This window comes from Spongiibacter sp. UBA1325 (genome assembly GCF_002306875.1).
Classification (GTDB): Bacteria; Pseudomonadota; Gammaproteobacteria; order Pseudomonadales; family Spongiibacteraceae; genus Spongiibacter; species Spongiibacter marinus.
This window is the reverse complement of record NZ_DBTD01000009.1, coordinates 380,335-386,848: the sequence shown is the minus strand read 5'-3', so window position 1 is coordinate 386,848 and position 6,514 is coordinate 380,335. Positions and strand designations below refer to the sequence as shown.

General features: G+C 57.7%; 9 protein-coding genes. 3 read left to right on the top strand and 6 right to left on the bottom strand.

Annotated elements, in window-relative coordinates:
- The first annotated feature begins 76 nt into the window (after positions 1–76).
- Positions 77–838, top strand: coding sequence for an SDR family NAD(P)-dependent oxidoreductase (locus B3K78_RS10365; RefSeq protein ID WP_286695379.1), 762 nt, complete (start codon positions 77–79; stop codon positions 836–838).
- 23 nt (positions 839–861) lie between these two features.
- Positions 862–1,695: an enoyl-CoA hydratase/isomerase family protein gene (locus tag B3K78_RS10360; RefSeq protein ID WP_286695378.1), complete on the top strand. Its 834-nt coding sequence runs from the start codon at positions 862–864 to the stop codon at positions 1,693–1,695.
- Positions 1,696–1,702: 7 nt separating this feature from the next.
- Here B3K78_RS10360 and B3K78_RS10355 read toward each other — a convergent pair whose 3' ends face one another.
- Genes B3K78_RS10355 through B3K78_RS10345 form a run of 3 tightly spaced genes read right to left on the bottom strand, consistent with a single transcriptional unit; the run spans position 1,703 to position 3,755 of the window.
- Positions 1,703–2,110: an MAPEG family protein gene (locus B3K78_RS10355; protein ID WP_204994977.1), complete on the bottom strand. Its 408-nt coding sequence runs from the start codon at positions 2,108–2,110 to the stop codon at positions 1,703–1,705.
- A gap of 48 nt (positions 2,111–2,158) precedes the next feature.
- Positions 2,159–3,610 (bottom strand): SLC13 family permease, encoded by a 1,452-nt coding sequence (locus B3K78_RS10350; protein WP_286695377.1) that lies wholly within the window; start codon positions 3,608–3,610, stop codon positions 2,159–2,161.
- Positions 3,591–3,755, bottom strand: a complete 165-nt coding sequence (locus B3K78_RS10345; RefSeq protein WP_286695376.1) for a hypothetical protein — start codon at positions 3,753–3,755, stop codon at positions 3,591–3,593. The genes B3K78_RS10350 and B3K78_RS10345 overlap by 20 nt, the downstream gene beginning before the upstream one ends.
- Positions 3,756–3,792: 37 nt before the next feature.
- On the opposite strand from B3K78_RS10345, the gene B3K78_RS10340 reads away from it, so the two are divergent.
- On the top strand, positions 3,793–4,452 hold the full coding sequence (locus B3K78_RS10340) for a sterol desaturase family protein (RefSeq protein WP_286695375.1): 660 nt from the start codon (positions 3,793–3,795) through the stop codon (positions 4,450–4,452).
- Between the two features lie 23 nt (positions 4,453–4,475).
- Here B3K78_RS10340 and B3K78_RS10335 read toward each other — a convergent pair whose 3' ends face one another.
- From B3K78_RS10335 to B3K78_RS10325, 3 genes are all read right to left on the bottom strand, one after another.
- Positions 4,476–5,018, bottom strand: coding sequence for a porin family protein (locus tag B3K78_RS10335; RefSeq protein ID WP_286695374.1), 543 nt, complete (start codon positions 5,016–5,018; stop codon positions 4,476–4,478).
- A 268-nt stretch (positions 5,019–5,286) separates the two neighbouring features.
- Complete coding sequence (locus B3K78_RS10330) at positions 5,287–5,883, bottom strand: pentapeptide repeat-containing protein (RefSeq protein ID WP_286695373.1); 597 nt, start codon at positions 5,881–5,883, stop codon at positions 5,287–5,289.
- Positions 5,884–5,982: 99 nt separating this feature from the next.
- The gene (locus B3K78_RS10325) at positions 5,983–6,411 is read right to left on the bottom strand and encodes a hypothetical protein (protein ID WP_286695372.1); all 429 of its coding nucleotides are present in this window, start codon (positions 6,409–6,411) and stop codon (positions 5,983–5,985) included.
- Between the last annotated feature and the right edge of the window lie 103 nt (positions 6,412–6,514).

The following is a 6,514-nucleotide window of genomic DNA, read 5'->3' as shown; positions in this document are numbered from 1 at the left end:
CTGCCATTGGCGGGCCGCCACTTTGCCACCTACTATGGTCGCAGCCCACCAACGATAAAAACAGGGAGCCATCACCATGCATAACATCGACCTCAGCGGCAAAGTCGCGTTAATTACCGGCGGCAGTCGCGGCCTGGGGCGCGCCATGAGCCTCGGCCTGGCGAAAGCCGGCGCCGATATTATTGTGGCCAGTCGCAAGCTGGAGGCCTGCGAAGCCGTTTGCGAGGAAGTGCGCGCCTGCGGCCGCCGCGCCGTGGCCATTGCTGCCCACGCTGGCGACTGCGCCAGCCTCGACGCCTTAATCAGCCAAGCACTGGAGGCGATGGGCAAGGTGGATATTTTGATCAACAACGCTGGCATCAATCCGGCCTTTGGCGAGCTGTCGGCACTGGAACCCGCCATGTTCGACAAAATGGTGGATGTGAACTTGAAAGGGCCTTGGTATTTGGCTTCGCGGCTGGCGCCCCATATGGCAAAAAGCGGCGGCGGCAGCATTATTAATGTCATCTCTGTTAGCGGTTTAAAGCCCTCGGCACTGATGGGCTTTTACGCCACCACCAAAGCCGCACTGAATGCCATGACAAAAGTGATGGCTGCCGAGTGGGCCGATAAGAACATTCGCGTTAACGCGCTGGCCCCCGGCACCTACCTGACCGACATGGTGAAAAACAGCTTCCAGGTACCGGGCTTTGAAGAGGCCACTCTGCAGAGCAATTTACAAAAACGTATTGCCGACGCGGACGAAATTCTCGGCCCGGTACTGTATTTGGCCAGCGACCTGGGGCGCTACACCACGGGCAGTACCGTCGTCGCCGACGGCGGCTTTATGGTGCTGTAAGGCGGCGTAAAAGGACTAATACGATGAGCAATTACCCCGACTTTAACTGCCTGCGCATCACGCCGCTGGAAGGCCAGGTTGTCGAGCTGCAACTGCACCGCCCGCAGTCCCGCAATGCGCTGAGCTGGGAACTGATGCGCGAATTAAAGGCCGCTTTGCACCTGCTTGATCAGGACAACCGCGTGCGAGTGATTATTCTCAGCGGCGCGGGCAAGTCCTTTTGCGCTGGCCTGGATTTACTCGACCAAAACAACCCGGACAGCCTGCGCGACACCATTGGCGAGATCAAAGCCGGAAGCCGCGCGGGTATGCGCGCCCAGGAATACATGGCCGATATTGCGCTGCTGATGCGCCGCATTCAGCAGCCGATTATTGCCGCCGTGCACGGCCACGCCTACGGTGGCGGACTGGCCTTGGTACTGGCCTGCGACCTGCGCATAGCGGCAAGCTCAGCGCGCTTTTGCAGCCAGTTTATTCGCCTGGGGGTTTCCGGTTGCGACTTTGGCGTGAGCTATACCCTGCCGCGTTTGATCGGTGCCAGTCGCGCCCACGACATGATGTTGACCGCCCGTGTGGTCGATGCCGAGCGCGCCGAGCAATGGGGCTTAGTCACCCGCCTGACCAGCGATGTTGCACTGGCCGAAGACGCCCGGGCACTGGCGCGCTCGCTCACTGAATTCAGTCCCTATGGCGTGATTTCGACCAAGCAGGCAATGTGGGAAAACCTTAACGCCCAGTCACTGCAGCAGGCGCTGCAACTGGAGAATCGCAATCAGATTTTGAACGGTTTAAGCGGGGATGTTGAAGAGGCAGCAGCGGCCTTTTTTGAGAAACGGCCGCCGCGCTTTGATGACTAGGGCAGGCTTACATTACCCGCCAGCCCATCGCCTGAAACAGCACCTCTACCGCTAGCGCAATACCGCCCGCATAAGTGCCGAGTGCGCCGATAAACCGCATGGGGTTGGGGCGCGCCATGGTGCGCGTGGTGAGAATGCCCAGCACAAACAGCACGCGGCAGGCGGTAACGGCCACCATGGTCCACATCACCCACAGGGCCATTTGTGCCTGGCTGGCAATGTAGATCAACACCATTAGCGCCGGCGCGTATTCAACCGTGTTGGCGTGGGCGCGAATGGCTTTGTGCAGTGGGTCTTTCGGGTCGTCTGGGCAGCCGCTACCGCGCTTGGCCTTGGTGCGCGCAATACTGACGTTTAAACCCAGCACAAAACACAGCAGCCCCAGTACCGCGATGCAGATCATCGGAATATTCATGTTTACCTCGTTATCGTTGTTGTTAGTGTGCGCGTCATCAGCGCTTTCCTAAGCCAGCCATAGCAGCGTGATGACACCGTAACTACACAGTGACACCAGCGCAATACCCAGCAGATTCAGGGCGAAACCGGCGCGCATCATATCGCGAATTTCCAGCTCGCCACTGCCAAAGATCACGGCATTGGGCGGTGTCGCCACCGGCATCATAAACGCGCAGGAGGCCGCCAACGCCGCCGCGCAGCAAAACAACAGGGGCGATATCCCCTGAGCCACCGCCAGCGCACCGAGCAGTGGCAAAAACGCCGCCGTGGTGGCGGTGTTACTGGTTAGCTCGGTGAGGAAAATCATTACGCTCACGATCAACAGTAATATGAGCGCCAGTGGCAGCGCCGCCAGTTGTTCAAAACGGCTGGCGATCCACTCGGCCAGCCCCGAGCTGCCAATCAGCGCTGCCAGCGCAAGCCCGCCACCGAACAACAGCAGCACACCCCAGGGCAGCTTTTCGGTGGTTTTCCAGTCCAGTAGTGCGCTGCCCGGCACACCGGAGCGAATCACAAACAAGCTCAGCGCCGCCGCCAGTGCAATACCGGTATCACTTAAGCCCGGCAGCAGTTGCTCGGCAAAGGGGCGGCCGATCCAGGCCGCAGCGGCCATGCAAAAAACAATGGCCACGCGGCGCTCGGCAGTGGTGATTGGCCCCATTTCCCTCAGCGCTTGGCGGCTGATATCGGCATTGCTGTAGTCGGCAACGCCGCTAAAGTCGCGGCGACATAATAGCCGCCAGCAGATTGCTAACATTGCAAGCGACAGCGGCAGCGCCAAGCCCATCCACTGGGCAAAACCCACCTCAATGCCGTGGCTGCTTTGCAAGTAGGCGGCGAGCAGGGCATTGGGAGGCGTGCCAATCAGGGTAGCCATGCCGCCAATACTGGCACTGTAGGCAATGGCTAACAGCAACGCGATAGCGTAATTGCGCCTTGCGGCGCCCAGGGACTCAGGCAACAGACCAATTACCGACATCGCTATCGGCAGCATCATTACCGAGGTGGCAGTATTACTTACCCACATACTTAGAAAGGCGGTAGCGACCATAAAGCCGGCAATTTGCCGACGCGGCTCCGCGCCCACGCGGCACAATATGGTCAGCGCCAAACGCCGGTGCAACTGCCAGCGCTGCATGGCCAGGCCGAGCATAAAGCCGCCCATAAACAGAAACACAATCGGATGGGCATAGGCCGCCGCCACCGCCTTGAGGGGCGACAGACCGATGATGGGTGCGAACAGCAGCGGCAGCAGCGCCGTAGCGGGAATGGCAATGGCCTCGGTGCCCCACCAAAGCGCCATCCACAACGCCAGCGCCGCACACAGCCAGGCGGAGTCGCTCATACCCGCCGGTGCAGGCAGCAGCATCGCACCAACCAGCAAGCCAGGGCCGAGTAGCAGCGCAACGCGGCGCAGAGTGCTGGCAGGCGACGGGGTATCAGCAGGTTGGCTCGGCACTGGCAGGGTCCATGGCGATAAATATGTAGCGCTTATAGTAACGGCCTGCCGCCACTTCCACTACCGCCCGGCTCGCGCCACGCTCAAGATTGAAAGTCGGTGCTTCAAACAACTCTCGTAAGCCACTACCCAAGACCCACTTCAATAGCTATGCTCTGGGCAGCTTTACAGGAGGAGACACCATGCAACGCGATGCCATGCTGGCGTTTAGAGAGCGCTACCGCCGCGACATCAGCCCCTACTATTCCGGCTGGCTGCACATGTTTATTGTGGCGGCGATGGGGCTAGCCGTGATCGCCTACGCCGTTATGCAAACCGAGCAGCCCTCGCCTGCCGAGTACCTGGCGCTGCCGATTACCTTAATAGTGGTGAACTTTGCCGAGTACTACGCCCATCGCTGGCTGGGGCACCGCAAAACCCGACTGGGCGGATTATTTTACAAACGCCACACCGGCGATCATCACAGCTTTTTTCTGCACGACGATATGGACTACGCCAACTCGCGGGACTGGCGCGTGGTGCTGTTTCCCAGCTATTTGATCGTGGCGTTTATTGTCGGCTTGGCAATACCCGGCGCGCTGGTGTTAAACCAGATCGCCAACCCAAACATCGCCTACCTCTATGTGATCGCCGCGATCGGCGGCTACCTGCTGTACGAGGTGCTGCACTTTAGCTATCACATTCCCGAGGGCGCGGCGGCCGAACGGGTATTTGCCTGTATTCCTGGCTGGCGCTCTCTGCGACACAGCCACCGCGTTCATCATCAGCGCGATAAAATGGCCGCGTGCAATTTCAACATCACCCTGCCGATTTTTGACTACCTGCTGAAAACGCGGCAGTAAGCGGGCACGAGGCCCGCCTTGCGTTAGAAGTTGCGGCTAAAACCGATGCTCAAGCCGTCCATTTCCAGCTCGTCTTTATCGGTGTAGCGGGTTTGCTCAACGGTAATCGCCAGCAGGTCGCTCACTTCAAACGCGACGCCCAGGCCGTAGGAAACACTGTCGCGCTTTTCACTAACCGTGACTCGGCCGAGGCGCTGCGCCACTGAGGCATTAAATTTGGTGTGCGACGCGCCGAGCAATACATAGGGATAAATGCTTTCTGTTACGGGGTAACCCACTTTCAGGTAGGCGCCGAGCAGTTGCTTGAGCTCAGTTTCCACTGCCATTCCCTCGATATTGACGCTGTCATCGCCCAGCCCCATACCTGCGCGGAACTCGGCCGCCAGGTAGTCGTTAAATTCCATGCCATAGCGCAAAAAGGCAAAGGCCGGCTCCGCTTCTTCACCGCTTTCGGTTACGGAGAACTGTCCCGCCGCGGCGCCAAAATAACGGTCTTCTTCAGCAAGCGCTGGGCACGCTGCAGCAATACCGCTCGCCAGAACCAAAGCAGAGAATGTGTTACGCATGGTGTTTTCCTTCTACATCGCCAGGGAATGAACACGCTGTTCGATAGTTTATGCAGAGCGTGAAACACACCGCGCGTCACCTATCGACAGCAAATTTGTCGGGCACGATATAGATTGAAAAAGCGGATCGCAAGGGAAAAACGGACAAATTCTACCGCATTATTTATGTCGCGATCATACATACATTTTACGCATTCAGCGCAGCAATAATTAGTATTGAGACGGTGAATCAATGCGCGGAAAAAAGCGGATTTTTTAGCGAAAAATGCTAGTCACTCAGTTCAATTTCCAAACTGTCGAGCAGGCTAAGCGCTTCGTAGCGGGTAAATTTTGCGCCGCTAATGCGATTGTGAAAAATATCAATGTGATAATTCTGTGCGTCGCGAAAATCTGCGCGCTCAAGAACGGTTTTTGAAAACTGCGCACCGCTTAAATCACTGCGTTGAAAACTGGCCTGACTCAGATCTGCCTCACGAAAATCTGCGCGACAGGCCCGGCAGTCTTCCACGATCAATTCCGGTAATTGCAGGCCGTAAAACGAGGCGTCGTCTAACAGGCACTGAAAGAACTGCACCGGCGCGGCAAACAATACCCGTGGCCAGGAAACTTTCGACCAATCCACGCCGCGCATTTTACAGTCGCGAAACAGGCTGTCTGAAAATTTGCTGTAGCCAAGGTCCAGTAAGTTGAGGTCGCACTGTTCAAATTCGCAGTCGACAAAATTGCAGCGCTGAAAACTGGCCTGAGAGAAATTGCACTGTTTGAAGTGACAGCCCTCAAACTCCACACCCTCGATGCATTGATCCTGCATCTCAAGCTCTGAGAAGGTCTGTGAGTAGTAGCTGCTGTCGGTAAAGGCGGTCATTGCGGCGCTCGTCCGGTGAGAGTGGTTCGTTATGCTGCCCTGCTACCTGGAGCGTCGCAAGGCACAAACGGCTTAGGCGGCGGTATATCGTGCTCGCCGTCAGCCGGCGCTGCGCACGCTCGCCCCGTCACGTTGCGTTAGCGGCAGGCGCTTATCCTGCGCCTCGTAAAATGCCCGCCTGGCGCGCATGCGGTGATTAACGCACTCAACCATGTGCCGATCGGATTGCCAGTTATGGCAGCCGCCCGGCGCCGTGTACTGCTGCTCGAAAGCCCGCTCTAATTTCGCCTGCCGCTCTGCCTTTGCCCGCGCCGCCGCTTTTCGCTGGAGAATGCGCTGTTGCTCGGCGTCCCGCTGCGCTTGCTGGGCCGCCTGGTGCGCGGCGATGCGCTCCAGATTTTGCGTTTGTAACTGCTGGACGTTATTCATCATGCGCTGACCAAACTGCTCGATAATTGCCACGCGAAACATCCACAGCAACGCCACCCCGGTGACGACAATCACCCCTTTGAATAACCATTGTTTCACTGCCGATCACTCCTTGAAAAAACTGCTAAAAATTCCGTTTTACTACTATTGACGGACCGGGCATTTCACCGTAAAAACCCGCCGTTCAATTGCGTGTGTTATA

Bases quoted from the DNA above. Each gene is read 5' to 3' on its own strand.
- B3K78_RS10340 (WP_286695375.1), top strand. From the start codon at position 3,793: ATGCAACGCGATGCCATGCTGGCGTTTAGAGAGCGCTACCGCCGCGAC.
- B3K78_RS10330 (WP_286695373.1), bottom strand. From the start codon at position 5,883: ATGACCGCCTTTACCGACAGCAGCTACTACTCACAGACCTTCTCAGAG.
- B3K78_RS10335 (WP_286695374.1), bottom strand. From the start codon at position 5,018: ATGCGTAACACATTCTCTGCTTTGGTTCTGGCGAGCGGTATTGCTGCA.
- B3K78_RS10360 (WP_286695378.1), top strand. From the start codon at position 862: ATGAGCAATTACCCCGACTTTAACTGCCTGCGCATCACGCCGCTGGAA.
- B3K78_RS10355 (WP_204994977.1), bottom strand. From the start codon at position 2,110: ATGAATATTCCGATGATCTGCATCGCGGTACTGGGGCTGCTGTGTTTT.
- B3K78_RS10365 (WP_286695379.1), top strand. From the start codon at position 77: ATGCATAACATCGACCTCAGCGGCAAAGTCGCGTTAATTACCGGCGGC.